Genomic DNA, 19,220 nt, shown 5'->3' with positions numbered 1-19,220 from the left:
CCCTTTTAGCCCTTCTTCAAGGCGTGTATTTTGCGTAAATTGCGAATCATGACAACACCCTTTGGAACGATGGAACTGCACGAGCTGGTGCTGCCCATGCACAGCAACCACCACGGCCAGCTGTTTGCGGGGCAAGGGCTTCAGTGGCTGGCCAAGGCTGCGTTTCTGACGGCACGGGGCCTGGCGCAGCGCGAAGTCGTCATGGCGGGCTTGACCCGCGTGGACTTCCTCGCACCGGTGCCTGTGGGCTGCCAGCTCACGCTGCGCGGCTGGGTGAGCCGGGTCGGGCGCAGTTCAATGACCGTGTGCATCCATGGCCTGGCCGTGCGGCCCCACATGCCGGGCGAAGACGTTCTCAAAGGGGTGTTCGAGATGGTTGCGGTGGATGCCACCGGCCGCCCCGTCACCATCCACCCTTCGCACTTGAACCAGGAGACAACACCATGAACACCACCCTCGCGGGCACGGCCCCCTCAGCCCCCTCGGCCACACTCCCCAAGCCCAAAAAATCCGTCGCCCTTTCGGGCGTGACGGCGGGCAACACCGCCCTGTGCACCGTGGGCCGCACCGGCAACGACCTGCACTACCGGGGCTACGACATCCTGGACATTGCCGAGGTGTGCGAGTTTGAAGAGATTGCCCACCTGCTGGTGCATGGCAAGCTGCCCACGCGTGCCGAGCTGAAGGCCTACAAAGCCAAGCTGCGCGCCCTGCGTGGCCTGCCCGGCAGCGTAAAGGCCGCGCTGGAGCAACTGCCCGCCGCCAGCCACCCGATGGACGTGATGCGCACCGGCGTCTCGGCCCTGGGCTGTGCCCTGCCCGAGAAGGACGACCACAACCTGCCAGGCAGCAGAGACATTGCCGACCGCCTGATGGCATCGCTGGGCAGCATGCTGCTGTACTGGTACCACTTCAGCAACTCGGGCCGCCGCATTGCGGTGGAGACGGATGACGACTCGATTGGCGGCCACTTCCTGCACCTGCTGCACGGCACCCCGCCGCCCGAGGGTTGGGTGCGCGCCATGCACACCTCTCTCAACCTGTATGCCGAGCACGAGTTCAACGCCAGCACCTTCACCGCCCGGGTGATTGCGGGCACGGGCAGCGACATGTATTCGAGCATTGCAGGCGCGATTGGCGCGCTGCGCGGCCCCAAGCACGGCGGTGCCAACGAGGTGGCGTTCGAGATCCAGAAGCGCTACGACAACCCCACCGAAGCCGAGGCCGACATCCGCCGCCGCGTGCAGGCCAAGGAGGTGGTGATCGGCTTTGGGCACCCGGTCTACACCGTGAGCGACCCACGCAACGTCGTCATCAAAGGCGTGGCACAACGCCTGTCGCAAGAGGCGGGCAGCACCAAGATGTTCGACATTGCCGAGCGGCTGGAGAGCGTGATGTGGGAGGTGAAGAAGATGTTCCCCAACCTCGACTGGTTCAGCGCCGTGAGCTACCACATGATGCAGGTGCCCACCGCCATGTTCACGCCGCTGTTCGTCATCGCGCGCACCAGCGGCTGGGCAGCACATGTGATCGAGCAGCGGGTGGACAACAAGATCATCCGCCCCAGCGCCCACTACACCGGGCCCGAAGACCAGGTGTTCGTGCCCATTGAAGAACGCTGCTGACGAAAAACGATAGCAGCCAGCGCTGGTTGGACGCCACTTTCAAACCATTCATGCTTGAAAATCTCATGTAATCAGCGCAAGCAGCTATCAAAAGAATAGTGAACATTTCCGCCCCATGACGAACACCGCCCACCGCAAACCCCTGCCCGGCACCACGCTGCAGTACTTCGACGCCCGCGAGGCTGTCGAACAACTCCAGCCCGGCGCCTGGGCCGCCCTGCCCTACACCGCCCGCGTGCACGCCGAAAACCTGGTGCGGCGCGCCGACCCCGCGCAGCTGGGTGCCTACCTGCGCCAGCTCATCGAGCGCCAGCGCACCATCGACTTCCCTTGGTACCCCGTTCGCGTGGTGTGCCACGACATCCTGGGCCAGACGGCGCTGGTGGACCTGGCGGGCCTGCGCGATGCGATTGCGAAAGAAGGGGGCGACCCGGCTGCGGTGAACCCGGTGGTGCCGGTGCAGCTCATCGTGGACCATTCGCTGGCCGTGGAGTGCGGCGGTTTTGACCCCGATGCCTTCGCCAAGAACCGCGCCATTGAAGACCGCCGCAACGAGGACCGGTTTCACTTCATCGAGTGGACGAAGAAGGCCTTTGCCAACGTGGAGGTGATCCCGGCGGGCAACGGGATCATGCACCAGATCAACCTGGAGAAGATGTCGCCCGTGGTCTACGTTCAGGAAGGCGTGGCCTTCCCCGACACCTGCGTGGGCACCGACAGCCACACGCCCCATGTGGATGCGTTGGGCGTGATTGCCGTGGGCGTGGGCGGGCTCGAAGCCGAGAACGTGATGCTGGGCCGCGCCAGTTGGATGCGCCTGCCCGATATCGTGGGTGTGGAGCTGACGGGCCAGCGCCCAAGCGGCATCACCGCCACCGACATCGTGCTGGCACTCACCGAATTTTTGCGCCACGAGAAGGTGGTGGGCGCCTACGTGGAGTTCTACGGTGCAGGCGCCGAGAGCCTGTCGATTGGCGACCGCGCCACCATCAGCAACATGTGCCCCGAGTACGGCGCCACCGCAGCGCTCTTCGCCATCGACGCGCAGACGCTGCAGTACCTGCGCCTGACGGGCCGCGAGGAGGCGCAGGTGCAGCTGGTGGAGACCTATGCCAAGGCCGCGGGCCTGTGGGCCGACACGCTGCGCGAGGTGCAGTACGAGCGTGTGCTGCGCTTTGACCTCAGCAGTGTGGTGCGCAACATGGCAGGCCCCAGCAACCCGCACCGCCGCCTGCCCACCACCGCGCTGGCCGAGCGCGGCATTGCCGCCCCCTGGGTGCAAGAGCCCGGCCGCATGCCCGATGGCGCCGTGGTCATCGCGGCCATCACCAGCTGCACCAACACCAGCAACCCGCGCAACGTCATCGCTGCCGCCCTGCTGGCGCGCAACGCCCGCCGCCTGGGTCTCACGCGCAAGCCGTGGGTCAAGACCTCGCTCGCGCCCGGCTCCAAGGCGGTGGAGCTGTATTTGAAAGAAGCCGGTCTGCTGGCCGACCTGGAGGCGCTGGGCTTTGGCATCGTGGCCTTTGCCTGCACCACCTGCAACGGCATGAGCGGCGCGCTCGATGCCGCCATCCAGCAAGAGATCATCGACCGCGACCTGTACGCCACGGCCGTGCTTTCGGGCAACCGCAACTTCGATGGGCGCATCCACCCGTACGCCAAGCAGGCCTTCCTGGCCAGCCCACCGCTGGTGGTGGCATACGCCCTTGCGGGCACGGTGCGCTTTGACATTGAGAACGACGCCTTTGCGGTGGTGAATGGCCAGCCCGTGCGCCTGAAAGACCTGTGGCCCAGCGACGCAGAGATCGACGCCATCGTGGCCCAGGCGGTGAAGCCCGCGCAGTTCCGCGCCGTGTACGGGCCCATGTTTGCGATACGCCAGGACGATGGCGAGGCAGTGAGCCCGCAGTACGACTGGCGCCCCCAGTCCACCTACATCCGCCGCCCGCCCTACTGGGACACCGAAGGCGTGGGCGCGCTGGCCGCCAGCCCGCGCAGCCTGAAGGGCATGCGAGCGCTGGCCCTGCTGGGCGACAACATCACCACCGACCACCTCTCGCCGTCCAACGCCATCTTGGCCGACAGCGCGGCGGGCGAGTACCTGGCGAAGATGGGCGTGCCCGAGGAGGACTTCAACTCCTACGCCACGCACCGGGGCGACCACCTCACCGCCATGCGCGCCACCTTTGCCAACCCGCAGCTCATCAACGAAATGGCGGTGGTCGATGGCCAGGTGAAGAGGGGATCACTGGCCCGCATCGAGCCCGAGGGCCGCGTGGTGCGCATGTGGGAGGCGATGGAGACCTACCTGCACCGCCGCCAGCCGCTCCTCATCATTGCCGGGGCCGACTACGGCCAGGGGTCGAGTCGCGACTGGGCCGCCAAGGGCGTGCGCCTGGCCGGGGTGGAGACCGTGGTGGCCGAGGGCTTTGAACGCATCCACCGCACCAACCTGATCGGCATGGGCGTGCTGCCGCTGGAGTTCACGCCCGGTGTGACCCGCCTGACACTGGGGCTGGATGGCACCGAGACCTACGATGTGCTGGGCGAGCGCACGCCGCGCGCCACCCTCACGCTGGTGGTGCACCGGCGCAATGGCGAAGTGCTGCGGGTGCCCGTGACCTGCCGCCTCGATACGGCCGAGGAAGTCTCGGTGTACGAAGCGGGTGGCGTGCTGCAGCGCTTTGCGCAGGACTTTTTGGAATCCAATGCCAAATCAGCCGCTAGCGCGCTTTCTTAAATCGCAAGCAGCTATCAAAAAATGAGCAAACCCCAAATCAAAATCCCCGCCACCTACCTGCGCGGCGGCACCAGCAAGGGCGTTTTCTTTCGCCTGCAAGACTTGCCCCAGGCCGCACAGCAGCCCGGCCCAGCGCGCGACGCGCTGCTGCTGCGCGTGGTGGGCAGCCCCGACCCGTATGGCAAGCAGACCGATGGCATGGGCGGCGCCACCTCGTCCACGTCCAAGGTGGTGATCCTCTCGCCCGCCACGCAGCCGGGGCACGATGTGGACTACCTGTTTGGCCAGGTGTCCATCGACCAGCCTTTTGTGGACTGGAGCGGCAACTGCGGCAACCTCTCTGCCGCCGTGGGGCCCTGCGCCATCCACATGGGCCTGATCGATGCCGCGCGCATTCCGCACAGCGGCGTGTGCACCGTGCGCATCTGGCAGGCCAACATCGGCAAGACCATCGTGGCGCATGTGCCCATCACCGAGGGACAGGTGCAGGAGACGGGCGACTTTGAGCTGGACGGCGTGACCTTCCCGGCCGCCGAGGTAGCGCTTGAGTTTCTGGACCCGGCGGACGACAGTGAGGGCGATGGTGGCGGCGCGATGTTCCCCACGGGCAACGTGGTCGATGCGCTGGAGGTGCCCGGCGTCGGCCAGTTCCAGGCCACGCTGATCAACGCGGGCATTCCCACCATCTTCCTCAACGCCCGCGACCTGGGCTACACCGGCACCGAGCTGCAGGGCGACATCAACGAAGACAAAGCGGCCCTCGCCCGCCTGGAAACCATTCGCGCCTGGGGCGCCGTGAAGATGGGCCTGATCCGCGACGTGGCCGAAGCCGCCACGCGCCAGCACACGCCCAAGATCGCCTGGGTGGCACCGCCTGCGGCCTACACGGCATCCAGCGGCAAGGCCGTGCAGGCAGGCGATGTGGACCTGCTGGTGCGGGCTCTGTCCATGGGCAAACTGCACCACGCCATGATGGGCACAGCGGCTGTGGCGATTGGCACCGCCGCCGCAGTGCCCGGCACGCTGGTCCACCTGGCAGCGGGCGGCGGCACGCGCAACGCCGTGCCGGGGTCGGTGCGTTTCGGTCACCCCTCCGGCACGCTGCGTGTGGGGGCCGAGGCGGCGGAGGTCAACGGCCAGTGGACGGTGACCAAGGCCCTGATGAGCCGCAGCGCACGCATTCTGATGGAGGGCTGGGTGAGGATTCCGACAACCCCCTGAGCGGCTACGCCGCTTCCCCCTTCTCTCACGCTTCGCGTGGGAAGGGGGACGCCGTCAGCGCGGCGGGGCGGCCCTTGCGCGACGGCCCCCGCTGGTACCGCGCCGAGTGCAGGCAGCGCGTACTTCGATCAACAAGGAAACCAGTGATGAACACCAAACAAAAACTCAAGCAACTCGTCGAAGCCCGCAACGGCCTGATCGTGCCTGGCGCTTTCAACGCCCTCTCCGCCAAGGTGATTGCCGATCTCGGCTTTCAAGCCATCTACGTGACGGGTGCAGGCGTGACCAACATGTGGTTCGGCATGCCCGACCAGGGCTTCATGGGCCTGCACGAGATTGCCGACCACACAGCACGCATCCGCGACGCCGTGGATGTGCCACTGATCGTGGACGCCGACACCGGCTTTGGCAATGCCCTGAACGTGGTGCACACCGTGCGCACGCTGGAGCGTGCCGGGGCCGACTGCATCCAGCTCGAAGACCAGGTGGCGCCCAAGCGCTGCGGGCACTTCAGCGGCAAAGAGGTCATCAGCACCGAAGAGGCCGTCAGCAAGATCAAGGCGGCAGTGGACGCACGGCGCGACCCGGATTTCCTCATCATGGCGCGCACCGACGCTGCCGCCACGCACGGCTTTGAGGCGGCGGTGGAGCGCGCACAGAGGTTTGCCGAAGCGGGGGCCGACATCCTGTTTGTGGAGGCCGTGACGCAGGCCGAAGAAGTGCGCGCCCTGCCCCAGCGGTTGCACAAGCCCCAGCTGATGAACATGGTGATTGGCGGCAAGACGCCCCTCTTCAACGCCGACCAGTTGGGCGAGCTGGGCTACGGCATCGTGCTGTACGCCAACGCCGCGCTGCAGGGCGCGGTGATGGGCATGCAAAACGCGCTGACCACGCTGCGCAACGCCAAGGAAGTGCGCGAGGACAGTGGCCTCGTCACCCCGTTTGCAGAGCGCCAGCGCCTGGTCGGCAAGCCTGCGTGGGACGCGCTGGAAAAGCGCTACACCTGACGATCCTCCTCACCCGCAGGGATGCCAGGGGGCGACTGCGATCCCGCCGCGCAGCGGCCTTGGGCAGACCCGCTGGCGGAGTGGCTGACGCTGCTCGACTCAGGCTGACGCGTCATCTCCTGCGGGCAAGCGCATGACCCTTGTGCGCGCGTCATATTCAAACACCTCCCCGTGACGTGCCCAGGTGATGGCGGTGCGCAGCACACGTTCGGCCTCTGCGTCTCCATGCTGCTCACTCAGCAGGTGCAAGAAGGGCTCTTCGCGCAGCTCACCTGTCGGCTCCTGCTCCAGGCTGTGGCGAATGTGGGCCACCAACGGAACGTGGGCCAGCAGTTGCTGCCCGAAGATGTCTTGCCGCAGGCTGTGGCTGCCCTCCACATAGCGACGGCCCAGCGGGGTCATCTGCAAGTCGCCACCCGCCAGCGTTGCCAGCCCCAGCTGTGCCACCGCATGGGCCAGAGGGAGCAGCTCCGCATCGGTCAGGCTGGTTTCCTCAGCCAGCTGCGGCAGGTCTGCACGGCCATCGAAGGGCGGCTCGGCCAGGAGCTCCAACAACCCGTCCATGCGCACCACGTCTGCGGCGGGAAGTCGGTCGGTCAGCAGGGCGAGTTCTTCCGGCTGCTCTGTCTCGGCATCACCGGGTGTGGCGCCATGGCGTGTGGCACCGGCGGTCATGAACGCGTAGACCTCATCGATCAGCGCACGCACATGGGCGCTGTCTGCGTTGCGGGGTCTTGGCAGCTGGATCGCCAGCTGAAAGCGGATGCGGCCCGGGTCGCTCGCGAAGATCAGCACACGGTCGGCCATCATCACGGCCTCTTCAATGTTGTGCGAGACGACCAGCATGGCTTTGGTGGGCATGGTGCCACTGCGCCACAACTGCAAGATGTCTTCACGCAAGCGTTCGCCAGTCAATACGTCCAGGGCAGAGAAGGCCTCGTCCATCAACAGCACGTCCGGCTCGGTCACCAGCGCGCGGGCAATGCCCACGCGCTGGCGCATGCCGCCCGACAGCTCCCGTGGCAGCGCCCCTTCAAAGCCCGCAAGGCCAATCAAGCCAATGGCCGCAGCCACCCGCGCGTCGCTCTCCACCTGCGGCACACCGCGCGCCTCCAGCCCCAGCGCCACGTTCTGCTGCACCGTGAGCCAGGGGAACAAAGCAAACGACTGAAACACCATGCTGATCGCGCGGGCAGGACCATGCAACGGTTGCCCGCGGTATTGCACGTCCCCCTGGTCGGCGGGCACCAGGCCAGCCATGATGCGCAGCAAGGTGCTCTTGCCCGAGCCCGACTGGCCCAGAAGCGCGACGATTTCGCCCTCCTTCAGGGTGAAATCCACGCCATGCAATACAGGCCGCTCTCGGCCGTCTGAAGAGCGAAAGGTTTTCCCAACGCCTCGAAGTTCAATGATGGATTGCGTCATGGTGGCAACAGTTGCGGTCTTGTGCGGTCTTTTCCCTGGGGGCGTCAGAAATGCATGCGGTCTTCCGCCAAGCGATAGAGCCTTCGCCACAGGAAGTGGTTCAGTCCCATGACGAACACCACCATGGCGCCAATGCCCAGCGCGATGCGAGGAAAGTCGCCGCTGGCCGTCATCTGGGCGATGTAGCTGCCCAGGCCTTGGGCCTGCAAGGTGGTGTCACCCCAGGTCACATATTCGGCCACGATGCTGGCGTTCCATGAGCCACCACTGGCGGTGATGGCCCCTGTCACAAAGCTGGGAAATACGGCGGGCAAGAGGTAACGCTTCCAGCGCAGCCAGCCCTTGAGGCCCAGGTTTTGCGCGGCCAGGCGCAGTTCGTTCGGAATGCTGGAGGCCCCGGCAATCACGTTAAAGAGGATGTACCACTGCGTCCCCAGGATCATGAGTGGCGAGAGCCATATGTCGGGGTCCAATTTCCAGTGCACCATCAGCATCACGGCAATCGGAAAGAACAGATTGGCAGGAAACGCTGCCAGAAACTGCGCCACCGCCTGCAAACGCCCAGACCAGCGCGGGCTCATGCCCACCCACACCCCAATAGGCACCCACACCAGCGCCGCCAGCGCAATCAGCACCAGCACGCGGACCAGCGTGTAGCCACCCAGGACGAAGACATGTGCCACCTCAGTCCAGCCCACCTCGGTGTGCACAAACTGCACCAACCGCGCCACGGCAAACAGCACACAAGCCGCCAACAACGCATCCCACACCCGCTCGGCCCTGGCAGAGACTGCGCGTGGTCTCGCGCGGATCGAGGTGCCGTCGTAGCTGCGCCGAAACCAGCCCAAGGTGCGGCCCAACAACCGTTGCCCGCCCCCCGCCAGGCTCTGCACGGCATGTGCGCGGCGCAGCCAGCTCAACAGCCAGGAGCGCGGCGCGGCATCGGCGCCGCTTTCTTCGAAACGAAACTTGTCGGCCCACGCCACCAGTGGCCTGAACAGCAACTGGTCATACAGCAAGATGGCCACCAGCATGCAGCCAATGGCCCAGCCGATGGCGCCCAGATCGCGGGCCTCAATGGCCAGCGCAATGTACGAGCCCACACCAGGCAGCTTGATGTCCTGGTGCGAAACGGAAATGGCCTCGGAGGCGACTACAAAGAACCAGCCCCCGGACATGGACATCATCATGTTCCACAGCAGTCCTGGCATGGCGAAGGGCAACTCCAGGCGCCAAAACCGCTGCCAGCCCGACAACTGGAACACGCGCGCTGCTTCCTGCAGTTCTGCAGGCACCGTGCGCAGCGACTGGTACAGACTGAACGCCATGTTCCAGGCCTGTGAAGTGAATATCGCAAAGATGGCCGCACACTCCACCCCCAGCAAGCTGCCGGGAAACAAGGCAATGAACCCTGTCACGGTAATGGACAGGAAGCCCAGGATGGGAATGGACTGCAATATGTCCAGCAATGGCACCAGCACGCGCTCGGCCCAGCGGTATTTGGCCGCCAGCACAGCAAACACGGCGCTGAAAATCAGTGCCGCCCCCATGGCGATGAACATGCGCAGCGTGGTGCGCAGCAGGTAGTAGGGCAGTTGCCAGGGATCGAGCGACAGCGGCAGCGTGTCGCCCATTTGAAAGGGCTTGGCCATCTGCGCCGCACCATAGGCCAGCACCACCACGAAGGCGAGCACCAAGGGCAACAAGGCCCAGTCCCAGCGATTGGGCGACGCCTCCACGATCTGGCGGGGAAGAAACTCACGGCGTCGGGGCTGAGTCATGGGAAGGCCAACAGCAAGCCTTGGCCACACCGAGGGATTCGACTGTGCGCCGGGCACCGGATGGTACGCGTTTTCACGCAGTTCATGGGTGTCGGCGGCGCTACCGCTACGGAGTCCGTGCATCCCATGGCGCCACCCGCCTGAGCCGACTTGATCCGTCCCTCCCACAAAACGGTTCGCACTCAAAAAACGCTCGCCACGGGAGACATGTCAAACCCAGGTCACACCCATGTCACACAAGCGCGGCCCAATGTAATCGATTACATCAGGCCAAGGAGCTGCGTGAATATCCAGGATGTTGCCCAGGCTGCGGGCGTTTCGGTCGCTACGGTCTCGCGGGTTTTCAACCTGCCGGACAAGGTCACCCCCGCCACGCGTGCGCATGTGGCGCAGGTGGCCCGCACCCTGGGCTACCAGCCCAATGCCAGCGCCCGCACCCTGCGCACGCAGCGCAGTCGCGTAGTGGGCGTGGTTCTGCCCACCCTCACCAACCCGGTCTTCGCCGAATGCCTTGAAGGCATTGCCCGCGCTGCGGCTGCGGCGGGCTACGCCATATTGCCCTTCACCACCGACTACCGGCTGGACCAGGAAGAGCGGGCCGCGTCCCTGCTCATCGCGGGCAATGTGGACGGGATGATCCTGACCGTGTCCAACCCCGGCACCTCCCTGGCGCTGCGCCGCTTGGCAGACACGGGCCTGCCCTATGTGCTGGTCTACAACCGGCATGCCGAGCACCCTTGCGTGTCGGTGGACGGCGAGCAGGCCGTGGCCGAACTGGTGGCGCGCCTTGCAGGCCTGGGCCACCGGCGCATCGCCATGGTCACAGGCCAACTCCACGCCTCAGACCGCGCGCAGCAACGCTGCCGGGGCTTTCAGCACGGCATGGTGCAAGCAGGGCTGGGCGATGGCACCAGTGCCCCGGTGCTGGAGGTGCCCTTTGTGGACACGGCCATCCAGTCCATCTGCGGCCTGCTGCAAGCCCGCGAACGCCCCACGGCACTGGTGTGCTCCAACGACCTGCTGGCCATCCGCGCGCTGCGCAGCGCCCATTTGGCGGGCCTGTCGGTGCCGCGCGATGTGAGCGTGGTGGGCTTCGACGGCATTGCGCTGGGCGAAGACCTGGCGCCGCAGCTGAGCACCGTGGCCCAACCCAATGCCGACCTGGGCCACGCCAGTGTGGAGCTGCTGGTGCAGGCCATGGCCAACCAGGCGCTGCTGCCTGCCCAGGCCAGCCTGACGCTGCCGCATGCCTGGCGTGCGGGCGAATCGTGCGGCCAGGCACCCAGCGGTTCTGCCTGACGCCCGAGATTTCTCATTCACCTTTTTTCCCTAAACCCCTCCATCCACTCAACCCACGGAGCTTCTTCCATGCGTTCCATGCTGCCTTCCCTCTTGCGCACCACAGCGCTGGCCATTGGCCTCACCGCCTCCACCCTGGCCATGGCCCAGACGGCCATTTGCTACAACTGTCCGCCCGAATGGGCCGACTGGGGCAGCCAGCTCAAGGCCATCAAGGCCAAGACGGGCGTCACCGTGCCGCCAGACAACAAGAACTCGGGCCAGTCGCTGGCGCAGCTGGTGGCCGAGAAGGCCCGCCCTGTGGCCGACGTGACCTACCTCGGCGTCACCTTCGCCATCCAGGCGCAAAAGGACGGCGTGGTGGGCAGCTACAAGCCCGCCGCCTGGGCCGATATCCCTGACGGTCTCAAGGACCCCAACGGCCAGTGGTTCAGCATCCACTCGGGCACCCTCGGTTTCATGGTCAATGTCGATGCGCTCAAGGGCGAGCCGGTGCCCACGTCGTGGGCAGATTTGCTCAAGCCTGACTACAAGGGCCTGATCGGCTACCTGGACCCCGCCTCGGCCTTCGTGGGCTACGTGGGTGCCGTGGCCGTGAACCAGGCGCGCGGCGGCACGCTGGACAACTTTGCCCCGGGCATCGACTACTTCAAGGCGCTGCAAAAGAACGAGCCCATCGTGCCCAAGCAGACCTCGTACGCCCGCGTGCTGTCGGGCGAGATCGCCATCTTGCTGGACTACGACTTCAACGCCTACCGCGCCAAGTACAAGGACCAGGCCAATGTGCAGTTTGTGATCCCTGCCGAAGGCACGGTGGTGGTGCCCTATGTGATGAGCCTGGTGGCCAACGCCCCGCACGAGGCCGATGGCAAGAAGGTGCTGGACTTTGTGCTGTCGGACGAAGGCCAGGCCATCTGGGCCAATGCCTACCTGCGCCCGGTGCGTGCAGCGGCCATGCCCAAGGAGGTGCAGGCCCGCTTCCTGCCCGCCAGCGAATACGCCCGCGCCAAGACGGTGGACTACCAAAAAATGGCCACCGTGCAAAAGGCGTTCTCTGAGCGCTATCTGAAGGACGTGCAGTAAGCCGCTGCGGCCACTGCCTTCAGCGACTTCCTCTTGCAATCTGCCACCGCCATGCGCTCCGGCTTTGCTCCTTCCCGCACGCTGCTGCTGGCCTGCGCCGCACCGGCGGCGGCTTTCTTTGCCGCGTTCTGGTTGCTGCCGGTGGCGCGGCTGCTGGCGCTGCCCGCCCACCAAGGCTGGGCCACGTACTTTGCCGTGCTCAGCCATGGCCGCTATCTGCAAAGCCTGCTGCAAACGCTGGGCCTGTCCATCGTGGTCACCCTGGCCACTCTGGTGCTAGGGGCCCTGGTGGGCATCACGCTGGCACGCCAGCGGTTTGTGGGGCGCAGGCTGCTGTTGTCACTGCTCACGCTGCCGCTGTCGTTCCCGGGGGTGATCGTGGGGTTCTTCATGATCTTGCTGGGCGGGCGCCAGGGCGTGGTGGCAGACCTGTCTGCACACCTGGGGGGTGATCGCATCACCTTTGCCTACGGGCTCACGGGCTTGTTCCTGGCGTACCTGTACTTCTCGCTGCCCCGCGCCATCACCACCTACACCGCGGCCGCCGAGGCCATGGACGCGCAGCTGGAAGAGGCCGCGCGCTCGCTGGGCGCATCGCGCTGGCGTGTGGCACGCGACGTGTGGATGCCCGAGCTGGCTCCCACCACGCTGGCCTGCGGTGCCATCGTGTTCGCCACGGCCATGGGGGCGTTTGGCACAGCCTTCACGCTGGCCAGCAAATTTGAGGTGCTGCCCATCACCATTTACAACGAGTTCACCAACTACGCCAACTTTGCCTTGGCGGCCAGCCTTTCGATTGCGCTGGGGCTCATCACCTGGCTGGTGCTGTGGCTGGCGCGCCGCGTGGGCGGCAAGGAGGCGTTTTGATGTCTACCCCACCCAACGCCTACAAAGCCCGCCAGGCCCCCTGGCTGCTCATCGCGCTCACCACGCTGGTGGCTATTTTCATGCTGGCGCCCATCGCCTTGTCGGTGATGACGGGGCTGGTGGTCAACTACAGCAAGGGCCTCGCCAGCGGGCTCACCACACGCTGGCTCGCCGAGGTCTGGGAGCTTTACGGCGGCACGGTGGGTGCATCGCTGTGGATTGCACTGCTGTGCGTGGCAGGCAATTTGCTGCTGGGCGTGCCCTGTGCCTACGCTCTGGCGCGCAGCCCATCGCGCGCGGCGCGGTGGTTTGAAGAGCTGCTCACCCTGCCCGTGGCGGTGCCGGGCCTGGCCAGCGCGCTGGCGCTCATCCTGGCCTATGGCCAGCTTTCGGGCTTTCGCCAGAGCTTCGCCTTCATCCTGGTGGGCCACATGGTGTTCACGCTGCCCTTCATGGTGCGCACCGTGGGTGCGGCGTTTCGCAAGGGGGAGCTGCGCGCGCTTGAAGAGGCTGCACGCTCGCTGGGGGCCAGCTTTGCACAGCGCTTTTTGGGCGTGCTGGTGCCCGCCGTTCTGCCCGCCATCGTGGCAGGCAGCCTGATGGTGTTCACGCTGTCGGTGGGCGAATTCAACCTCACCTGGATGCTGCACACGCCGCTCACCCGCACGCTACCCGTAGGCCTGGCAGACAGCTACGCCTCCATGCGCATCGAAATCGGATCGGCCTACACGCTGGTCTTCCTCATCGTCATCCTGCCCGTGCTCTGGGGCCTTCAGGCCATCGGCGCCCTCATCGAAAAACACCATGGAACTTGAACGCACGCGCGTGGACATCGTCCAGTGCGCCAAAACCTATGCCGACGGCACACGCGGCCTGCAGCCCACCGACCTGGTCGTGGAGCCCGGCGAAGTGCTCGCACTGCTCGGCCCCTCGGGCTGCGGCAAGACCACACTGCTGCGCCTGATTGCGGGGCTGGAGGCCCCCGATGCAGGCAGCCGCATCGCCTTTGGCGGCACCGACGTGACGCAGTTGCCCATTGAGCGGCGCGGCGTGGGCATGGTGTTCCAACACTACGCGCTGTTTCCGCAGATGAGCGTGGAGGCCAACATTGGCTACGGCCTCAAGATCCGCGGTGTGGCCGAAGACGAGCGCCGCCGCACGGTGGGTGAATTGGTCGATCTGGTGCGCCTGAACGGCCTGGAGAAAAAACGCCCTGCCGAACTATCGGGTGGCCAACGCCAGCGCGTGGCCCTGGCCCGTGCCGTGGCCGTGCGCCCGCGTGTGCTGCTGCTGGACGAACCGCTCACCGCGCTCGATGCCAAGCTCAAGGAATCGCTGCGCGACGAGCTGGCCGAGTTGCTGCGCCGCCTGCACATCACCACCATCCACGTCACGCACGACCAGCAAGAAGCCCTGGCCATTGCCGACCGCCTGGCCGTGATGCGTGCGGGCCGCATCGTGCAAGTGGGCGATGGCGAGACGCTGTACCGCACCCCGGCGCACCCGTTTGTGGCGGCCTTTTTGGGCAAGGTCAATCGCCTTGAACGCGACGCCGCCGCCCGCGATCGCCAGGTGCTGCCCCTGGGCGGCATCGACCTGCCCTGCCCCATACCCTGCCAAGGCCTGGACACCTTGCTGGCGCGCCCTGAAGACCTGGAAGTGACCCTGGACACCACAGGCGACGCATTCACCATGGCCTGGGGCCGCGCCGAGGTTGTTCAGCGCAGCTTTCTGGGCGACCGCGTACAGCTCAGCCTGCGCGTGGCCGACCAAAGCGCCCTGCTGAGCGCCGATGTGGCCCGCGACCACCCTGCACGCACGGGCGACATCGTCGGCATCCGCATCCACCCAGAGCGCCTCATGCCCTTGGCCGAGGAATCCACGCCATGACCACCACCTTGCTGCTGCAACTGTCCGACCTGCACATCCGCGAGCCAGGCCGCCTGGCCTATGGCCGCATCAACACGGCACCGTACCTGCAGCAGGCGGTGCAGAGCATCACCCGCCTGCCCCAGCGCCCCGATGCCGTGGTCATCACCGGCGACCTGACCGACTTTGGCCGCGCAGCCGAGTACGACCACCTGCGCGCCCTGCTGGCCCCGCTGGGGTCCATGCCCATCTACCTGCTGCCGGGCAACCACGACGACCGAAGCCAACTGCGCGCCAGCTTTCCAGAACACGCCCATTACCTGGGCAACCACCTCGGTCACGACGGGTTTGTGCAATACAGCGTGCCCGTGGGTGACCTGCAATTGATTGCGCTGGACACCGTGGTGCCCGGGGCCAGCACCGGCAGCCTGTGCGCCCAACGCCTTGCGTGGCTGGAGGCCGAGCTGGAACGCCAGAGCCACCGCCCCGTGGTCATCGCCATGCACCACCCACCGTTTCAAACACTGATCGGCCACATGGACCACATTGGCCTGCTCGAAGGCGCCCAGGCGCTAGAGGCCATCGTAGCCCGCCACCCCAACGTCGAACGCGTCATCTGCGGCCACCTGCACCGCAGCATCCAGGTGCGCTTTGGCGGCACCATCGCCTCCACCGTGCCCGCCCCCGCACACCAGGTCAGCCTGGACCTATCGCCGCAAGCGGCATCCACCTGGATGCTGGAGCCCCCAGGCTTCGCCATCCACGCCCTGCCTCGCGGGGCGCGCATGGTGTCTCATCTGGCAGCCAGTGGGGCATTTGAAGGGCCGTTCCCCTTCCATGAGCCGGACGGGCAGTTGATTGATTGACGGGTTGAACTGTCATCTCTTGAACTATTCATTCAAGCCGAAGACAAGGAAAATGCAATCAAGATATTCGTGAAGAACCATAGAAGGACAGGCATGGCCGACGGTACCGCCCTAATCACGCAAAGTCCACGATAAGCTCCAATCGATCGATTGGGCACTATGGCATGCACTTGGGCCAGAGACCTCTGCAGCCTTCCCGATGGACCGCCACACTCATGAAATGAGCATTCCCCATACTGGACGATTTCATATGAATTTTTCACGCTTGGCCGCCTTGATTGCTATCAGCATGGCATCGATGAGCAGCAATGCAAATGACGATGTGATCCCTGTAGAAAAATTTCAGCCGGCGATCACCGTGCAGTTCGCGCCAGAACGACCAAACGGTTGGGAGCTAGAGCGGCCCATGGCTGCTTACGGCATGAATCTGTTTTCCGCAAACGTGCCTTCCTACGACGGCAAAGGAAAGCTGATTTCTAGTTGGTCGCCACAGCTCGGAAAAGTCTTTGACCGGCCAACCGTTATCCTCGTCCACGGTGGACATGGTGTTTCCCCTGCAAACGTGGACATGGCTGTGTGGCTGCGCAAAGAACTCAAGGCCAACGTCCTGATTTTGGACTCTTACTGGTCGCGCGGCAGGACAGAAAACTGGCTCGCGTGGACGGAGTACGGTGCCAACATGCGTGTGCTTGATCTGATCGCAGCAGCGCGTTTTACGCAAAGCCAAGGCGCTGATCCGAAGAAGACTTTCGTGATCGGTGGGAGTCAAGGCGGTTGGACTGTGTTGCGAGCTTTCAGCAATCACAACCTCAGCAGTGAGGTGAAATCCTTGCTGGTCGGCGGTGCATCGCTGTACCCCAACTGCTACGTCAAGGAGTCGATCTTTGGTAGGTCCCCCAGCGGCACCACGGACAAGCAGTTTGCCCCGCCTCTTGGCAACTATGTGGCGCCTGTGATTGCGTTTACCGGCACGAATGACTCGGCAACACCCTTGTCTCAGTGCAATGTCGAGAAAGTGTTCAAGGGCGTTGAGAAGTGGACCAACTTTGAAGGCGCGACTCACTCGTGGGATTCACCCAGTGGCGGCATTGGTCGGCCAGGAGTCGATGGCAGTTGCTCTAACGCGCTCAACAAGTACAACCAGTTCCCGGTCTGCCGCAACAACAAGTACACCGAGATCATGCGCAGCGACATTCTTACTTTTATTGAGCGACACCTGCCGTCCGCGCAATAGTCGCGATCGCCACCATAGTTGGTTGAACCCTTGTTTACACAAAAATGAATCAACAAAAGCTCTCTGCTGTTTTCATCGCGGCGATTTGGACTGCTGCCTCCCTATCTCCTGCTGTGGAGGCCGCACCACTATCAGACCTCAGTGCTGGTCAAACCGGCCGCATTGAGTTCACATCCTCGACTCCCGATCAACGCTGGGCACTGATCCGTGGCCGGTTGGGTCCTGAGGTGACGGTTTACGGCGATCTGTTGATGCCAACCCAAGCGAGCAGCGGAAAGGTACCAGCGGTGGTGTTCTCGCACGGCAGTGAGGGCGTGAGTAGCTGTCGCATCCCGGACGATTGCATAGACTCTAAACGCTATCCGCTCTTTATGGCCCGAGCTGTTTTGAAGAAGTTGATAGAGTCCCTGCAATCCACCCCAGGAGTGACTCCATGCTGATAGCCCTGCACAAGAACGCCCGTACCACACCTGCCGTGCGTGCCGAGATCGCAGCGAGCAATGAACCAGCCAGCGTCCTGGCCCAACGCTTTGGGATCACTGAGCAGACGGTCTACAAGTGGAAGAAGCGTTCCGTCTTTGCAGACCGCTCGCACACGGCCCATTACCTGCAAACTGTGCTCACGCCTGCGCAAGAAACCGTGGTGGTTCACTTGCGACGTACCTTGCTGCTGCCTTTGGATGACCTGCTGGCCGTGACACGGGAGTTCATCTGCGCCCATGTCTCGCGCTCCGGGCTGGACAGGTGCCTTCGCCGCCATGGAGCGGGCAACCTCAATGCCCTCAAACCCCAGCAGCCTGTGCTGGCCTACAAGGCCTTCAAGAGCTACGAGCCAGGCTACTTGCACATGGATGTGAAGTACTTGCCCCAGATGCAGGATGAGAGCAGCCGACGCTACCTGTTCGTGGCCATCGACAGGGCCACGCGATGGGTGTTCGTGCAGTTCAAAACCAACAAGACTGCAGCAAGTGCACAGGCCTTCCTCAAGGCATTGCACAAGGCCTGTCCGATCAGGATCAACAGGCTGCTGACCGACAACGGCAAAGAGTTCACGGACCGTCTGTTTGCCAGCAAGGAACGCGAACCCAGCGGCAACCATGAGTTCGACCAACTGTGCCAGGAGCTGGGCATAGAGCACCGCTTGACCAAGCCGAGGACGCCCAGAACCAACGGCATGGTGGAGCGGTTTAACGGCCGCATTGCGGACGTTCTGAAGACCCATAGGTTCAACAGCCGCGAGGATATGGAGCAGACCCTGCTGCGCTATGTGGCCCTGTACAACCACCAGTTGCCGCAGTCAGCGCTCAAGAGCAGTACACCGATGCAGGCTATGAAAGAGTGGTACCAGACGCATCAGCATCTGTTTCGCAAGCGACCATATGATCGTCCGGGATGCGACAAGTAGCCTGTACTTCGATGTATGGGCCAAATCACTGAACAACGCGGGCTATGCCGTGTTCGTAGTGGACAGTTTCAAGCCGCGTGGCGAGGACCGAGTGACCGGCCCCACAAAGCAATTGACTTGGAACACGGTGGCCAACACCACTGATGCCCTGTATGCGCTCAAGTTGCTGGCAACCCATCCGCAGATCGACAATAGTCGTATCTTCCACATGGGTTGGTCGCGCGGCGGGCAAGCCTTGCTGGATGCTGCATGGCCAACATACCAGCAGCATGTGCTTCCCGCCAACCTGAAATGGTCCGGCAGCATTGCGGTCTACCCCGGCTGCAACATGCGCTATAGGGTGGATCACCACAGCAAGCTACCCGCACCCCTGCTCATGATTCTTGGTGAAAAAGACGACATGACCTTGCCAAAGCCTTGTATGGAGTTGGCAGATGAGTACGCGGCAGCAGGCAATCCGGTGAGCTACAAGATTTATCCGGGTGCCACGCATGTGTTTGACCGGCTCAACCAGCCATGGAAGAAATACAACGAAGGCAACTTCAATCTCTGTTCCATGGACGTGCGAATGCCCTATGGAACGAATGACCGCAGCTGGGGGCCAGCTCAAGACAAGTATTCAGGAAAGACCTTTACGGACAACGCCGAATGGAATGCCTACATACCAAAGTGCAGGCAGACGTCCTGGGTCACGGTGGAAAGTAACCAGAAGGCCCGAGAGCAGGCCGTAAAAGACGTTCTGGCGTTTCTGAAAGGCATCCAATGAAGTACGCCGCCAACAAAGACAGCGCCCAA

The 19,220-nt window shown here is 64.2% G+C and carries 17 protein-coding genes; 15 read left to right on the top strand and 2 right to left on the bottom strand.

Annotation, left to right across the window (positions count from 1 at the left end; translation table 11 throughout):
* The first annotated feature begins 48 nt into the window (after positions 1 to 48).
* From CLU88_RS21820 to CLU88_RS21800, 5 genes are all read left to right on the top strand, one after another.
* Complete coding sequence (locus CLU88_RS21820; RefSeq protein WP_099658398.1) at positions 49 to 447, top strand: acyl-CoA thioesterase; 399 nt, start codon at positions 49 to 51, stop codon at positions 445 to 447.
* Complete coding sequence (gene prpC / locus CLU88_RS21815; protein ID WP_099658397.1) at positions 444 to 1,625, top strand: 2-methylcitrate synthase; 1,182 nt, start codon at positions 444 to 446, stop codon at positions 1,623 to 1,625. The genes CLU88_RS21820 and prpC overlap by 4 nt, the downstream gene beginning before the upstream one ends.
* 115 nt (positions 1,626 to 1,740) lie before the next feature.
* Positions 1,741 to 4,368, top strand: coding sequence for a Fe/S-dependent 2-methylisocitrate dehydratase AcnD (acnD, locus tag CLU88_RS21810; RefSeq protein ID WP_099658396.1), 2,628 nt, complete (start codon positions 1,741 to 1,743; stop codon positions 4,366 to 4,368).
* Positions 4,369 to 4,389: 21 nt separating this feature from the next.
* Positions 4,390 to 5,589, top strand: a complete 1,200-nt coding sequence (gene prpF, locus CLU88_RS21805; protein WP_099658395.1) for a 2-methylaconitate cis-trans isomerase PrpF — start codon at positions 4,390 to 4,392, stop codon at positions 5,587 to 5,589.
* Positions 5,590 to 5,735: 146 nt separating this feature from the next.
* Positions 5,736 to 6,596 (top strand): oxaloacetate decarboxylase, encoded by an 861-nt coding sequence (locus CLU88_RS21800; protein WP_099658394.1) that lies wholly within the window; start codon positions 5,736 to 5,738, stop codon positions 6,594 to 6,596.
* Positions 6,597 to 6,695: 99 nt separating this feature from the next.
* Here the strand turns inward: CLU88_RS21800 and CLU88_RS21795 are convergent, their stop codons facing one another.
* A complete protein-coding gene (locus CLU88_RS21795; RefSeq protein WP_099658393.1) occupies positions 6,696 to 8,021 on the bottom strand; it encodes a nitrate/sulfonate/bicarbonate ABC transporter ATP-binding protein in 1,326 nt (441 codons plus the stop codon).
* A 44-nt stretch (positions 8,022 to 8,065) separates the two neighbouring features.
* Positions 8,066 to 9,802 carry an ABC transporter permease subunit gene (locus CLU88_RS21790; protein ID WP_099658392.1) on the bottom strand — a complete coding sequence of 579 codons (1,737 nt, stop codon included), beginning with the start codon at positions 9,800 to 9,802 and terminating at the stop codon, positions 8,066 to 8,068.
* Between the two features lie 282 nt (positions 9,803 to 10,084).
* Between CLU88_RS21790 and CLU88_RS21785 the strand changes: the two genes are divergently transcribed.
* The 10 genes from CLU88_RS21785 to CLU88_RS21740 all read left to right on the top strand — a co-directional run bounded on the left by CLU88_RS21785 (position 10,085) and on the right by CLU88_RS21740 (position 19,191).
* Positions 10,085 to 11,101 carry a LacI family DNA-binding transcriptional regulator gene (locus tag CLU88_RS21785; RefSeq protein WP_099658391.1) on the top strand — a complete coding sequence of 339 codons (1,017 nt, stop codon included), beginning with the start codon at positions 10,085 to 10,087 and terminating at the stop codon, positions 11,099 to 11,101.
* 78 nt (positions 11,102 to 11,179) lie between these two features.
* Positions 11,180 to 12,184, top strand: coding sequence for an ABC transporter substrate-binding protein (locus CLU88_RS21780; protein ID WP_369827702.1), 1,005 nt, complete (start codon positions 11,180 to 11,182; stop codon positions 12,182 to 12,184).
* Positions 12,185 to 12,235: 51 nt separating this feature from the next.
* Positions 12,236 to 13,051, top strand: coding sequence for an iron ABC transporter permease (locus CLU88_RS21775; RefSeq protein WP_099659069.1), 816 nt, complete (start codon positions 12,236 to 12,238; stop codon positions 13,049 to 13,051).
* Positions 13,051 to 13,866: an ABC transporter permease gene (locus tag CLU88_RS21770; RefSeq protein ID WP_099658389.1), complete on the top strand. Its 816-nt coding sequence runs from the start codon at positions 13,051 to 13,053 to the stop codon at positions 13,864 to 13,866. Before CLU88_RS21775 ends, CLU88_RS21770 begins: the two co-directional genes overlap by 1 nt.
* On the top strand, positions 13,856 to 14,941 hold the full coding sequence (locus CLU88_RS21765) for an ABC transporter ATP-binding protein (protein WP_099658388.1): 1,086 nt from the start codon (positions 13,856 to 13,858) through the stop codon (positions 14,939 to 14,941). Before CLU88_RS21770 ends, CLU88_RS21765 begins: the two co-directional genes overlap by 11 nt.
* Entirely contained in the window at positions 14,938 to 15,786 is an 849-nt protein-coding gene (locus tag CLU88_RS21760; RefSeq protein WP_099658387.1) for a phosphodiesterase, read from the top strand. Before CLU88_RS21765 ends, CLU88_RS21760 begins: the two co-directional genes overlap by 4 nt.
* A gap of 199 nt (positions 15,787 to 15,985) precedes the next feature.
* Positions 15,986 to 17,020 (top strand): dienelactone hydrolase family protein, encoded by a 1,035-nt coding sequence (locus tag CLU88_RS21755; RefSeq protein WP_233205553.1) that lies wholly within the window; start codon positions 15,986 to 15,988, stop codon positions 17,018 to 17,020.
* Between the two features lie 44 nt (positions 17,021 to 17,064).
* On the top strand, positions 17,065 to 17,460 hold the full coding sequence (locus CLU88_RS23370) for a hypothetical protein (RefSeq protein ID WP_233205552.1): 396 nt from the start codon (positions 17,065 to 17,067) through the stop codon (positions 17,458 to 17,460).
* Complete coding sequence (locus tag CLU88_RS21745; RefSeq protein WP_099658386.1) at positions 17,454 to 18,425, top strand: IS481 family transposase; 972 nt, start codon at positions 17,454 to 17,456, stop codon at positions 18,423 to 18,425. Before CLU88_RS23370 ends, CLU88_RS21745 begins: the two co-directional genes overlap by 7 nt.
* On the top strand, positions 18,400 to 19,191 hold the full coding sequence (locus CLU88_RS21740) for a dienelactone hydrolase family protein (RefSeq protein WP_233205551.1): 792 nt from the start codon (positions 18,400 to 18,402) through the stop codon (positions 19,189 to 19,191). The genes CLU88_RS21745 and CLU88_RS21740 overlap by 26 nt, the downstream gene beginning before the upstream one ends.
* The last annotated feature ends 29 nt before the right edge of the window (positions 19,192 to 19,220 follow it).

The sequence above is a fragment of the Acidovorax sp. 56 genome, from assembly GCF_002749705.1.
Taxonomy (GTDB): Bacteria; Pseudomonadota; Gammaproteobacteria; order Burkholderiales; family Burkholderiaceae_C; genus Acidovorax.
This window is presented reverse-complemented; position numbering and strand designations above follow the sequence as displayed.